Genomic DNA, 2,406 nt, shown 5'->3' on the forward strand with positions numbered 1-2,406 from the left:
AATCTGTGTGCGACTTCTACAATTTGAAGTTGTATGCTTTTTTTGAAGCAGGTGACATTTTGGATACAAATGGATATGAAGCCAAAGGCTTGAACAATGCCAACCATAGTTTAAACAAACTTTATATCGCTTTAGAAACGGCAACCTACATCTGAAGTATATCAGAATTGTAAATTCGAATTTATCTAACAGCCTTGACACATTTCAGCTGACGCCACCATAGAAAGCGGTCAAGCTCGTCTTCCTCCGCTTCCGCTCCGTAAGACCAGCTTGGTTCCAGCCCCTACGCCACTATCGCAGCTCCGGGACTTCCACTCTATAGACTCCGCGCAGAAAGACTCCGCGGCCTTCCCTTCAGGAAGTCTCGGAGACTTTTGTCTGCGTTCCGAACAAACGCCCGGAAAGACAGTGGTCATTGCCGCTGACGCGTCAAAGTCCACAGACTTTCCTCTTTGGGCAGAGCGGAATCAGAAGATGCCGCCTCCAGTGCTGACATTCTCCGCAAGCTACGAATGACATCACCTCCAGCAACATCCTCTGATACTATCAATAACGGAAGCAAAGCTTCCGGAAAAGCGGAAAGCATCAGCCGTCTGCACCTTCCGCTCACTACACATCGGAAAAAGTGGCACCAACTTCGTTAGGGATGTCACTTTTTCTAGATGCTCCGCTCCCTCCTGGCACAGACCGCTGCTGCTTGAGTTAAATGGAGAGACCGAAGTCAGTCACTCCGTGACCGCCATCGGACTCTCGTGAAACGCCCGGCAAGACATTCATCGGCGAGCCGCTGAAAGCCTTGCCCTGATGGGCAGAGCGGTATCCGTCAGCCAGTCTTTGCCAGATCTCCGATCCTGTCAAAGCCTGCCTCACGGATGCTGTCTTATGAGCGGCTTCGCCGCCGTGGTTCCCACCCGCCCAGTCATTTCCGTCCTCGGTGGCTCCGCCACCTCGTCCGCATCTTTGCAATCACATTCAAATTTCATATCTTTGCACAGACAAATCGGGATTTAATGGTTTTAGACATCATCAAAAACATAGCAATCGTCGGTGCCGGTAGTTTTATCGGTGGAGCAGCAAGGTATCTTGTCTCACTAATGATGAAGGGAGCCGGAAAAGGGTTTCCCTGGGCGACCTTTGTCGTGAATCTGGTCGGTTGCTTCATGATTGGGCTTTTGTGGGGCCTTTTCAGCCGCACCGCCAGCGAAGACAACAATTGGGCCTTGTTCCTGTCAGTGGGACTTTGCGGAGGGTTTACCACCTTCTCAACTTTCTCCAAAGAGGCACTGATTATGCTGCAATCCGGGAATATCTGGGCATTTGCAGGATACATTGCTTTAAGCGTCAGCACCGGTGTTGCTTTGGTAGCGCTGGGTTATTATCTCTGCCGCTAAATTCGCATTTATCTAACAAAATAATCCTCGGCATTCGTGTCGGGGATTCGTTGTATATATATAGCGGCACTTGCCCTTGTCGTCTTTCTACGAAAGCCGTCAAAGGCAACCATCTATTGCCATGCACTAGCGAGACTATGCGGACTTCAAGCAGCTCCTCAAACTCTCGCTAAACCTAACGCACACATTGGAGCGCCCGGAAAGACAGTGGCCATTGCCGAAAGATCGGCAACGTCCACAGACTTTCCTCTTCGGGCAGAGCGGTATCAGAAGATGCTACCTATCGGCATCATCCTCTGATAAAATCAATAACGGAAGCAAGCTTCCGGAAAAGCGGAAAGCATCAGCCGTCTGCACCCTCCGCTCACTACACATCGGAAAAAGTGGCACCCACTTCGTTAGGGATGTCACTTTTTCTGGATGCTCCGCTCCCTCCTGGCACAGACCGCTGTTTCTTGAGTTCCTAAAATCCGCAACTATCATCCAATACACGATTAAGGGTAGATTTATGAGTCGTTAGTAGCAGCTTTCAGTAAAAAGCAACAGCACAACATCAATATGTAGCCACCATCCCCTTACCCCACGATGCGACTTGAGGTAATACGCAGATTCAAACCGGAAAGAAAGGATTCTTATCCGAATTCTGTTTTGAAGGGTTTTGCATAAGCGCGGTTCTCTGTGTAGATATTCAGCACGTATTGCCTTGCAGTCATGATCCACTTGGCAGGTACGGAGATGAATCTGAAGACAAAAGCCTTTATGCGACTCGTTTTCTTGAGCCCAAAAGCCTTGGTGTCAAGCCTGCTCATGATGGTCTTGTAGAAATTGTGTATCAATGCAGTAAGCAGAAGAAAGACAGTATTCTCCGCCATGAATGACTTGGGGAGTCTGCTCCAACCGAATCCGTTGTTCATGTCGTCAAAGATACGTTCCTTGCCGCCACGCAGATTGTAGAATTCAACAATGTCCCTTGTCGATGACTTGTAATCGTTGGTCAGAATACAACGGTAAGTGT

At 49.0% G+C, this 2,406-nt stretch carries 3 protein-coding genes; 1 reads left to right on the forward strand and 2 read right to left on the reverse strand.

Annotation, left to right across the window (positions count from 1 at the left end; genetic code table 11):
• Positions 1 to 702 precede the first annotated feature (702 nt).
• Positions 703 to 966, reverse strand: coding sequence for a hypothetical protein (locus CIK99_RS09515; RefSeq protein ID WP_094381293.1), 264 nt, complete (start codon positions 964 to 966; stop codon positions 703 to 705).
• 44 nt (positions 967 to 1,010) lie between these two features.
• Between CIK99_RS09515 and crcB the strand changes: the two genes are divergently transcribed.
• The gene (gene crcB, locus CIK99_RS09520; RefSeq protein ID WP_094381294.1) at positions 1,011 to 1,391 is read left to right on the forward strand and encodes a fluoride efflux transporter CrcB; all 381 of its coding nucleotides are present in this window, start codon (positions 1,011 to 1,013) and stop codon (positions 1,389 to 1,391) included.
• 632 nt (positions 1,392 to 2,023) lie between these two features.
• Here crcB and CIK99_RS09525 read toward each other — a convergent pair.
• A partial coding sequence (locus CIK99_RS09525; protein WP_144007916.1) for a transposase occupies positions 2,024 to 2,406 on the reverse strand: 383 nt, incomplete at its 5' end.

Origin of the sequence: Prevotella sp. P5-92 (genome assembly GCF_002251245.1) — a bacterium.
Classification (GTDB): domain Bacteria; phylum Bacteroidota; class Bacteroidia; order Bacteroidales; family Bacteroidaceae; genus Prevotella.

Coding starts and splice junctions, on each gene's coding strand:
- crcB (WP_094381294.1), top strand. CDS start 1,011: ATGGTTTTAGACATCATCAAAAACATAGCAATCGTCGGTGCCGGTAGT.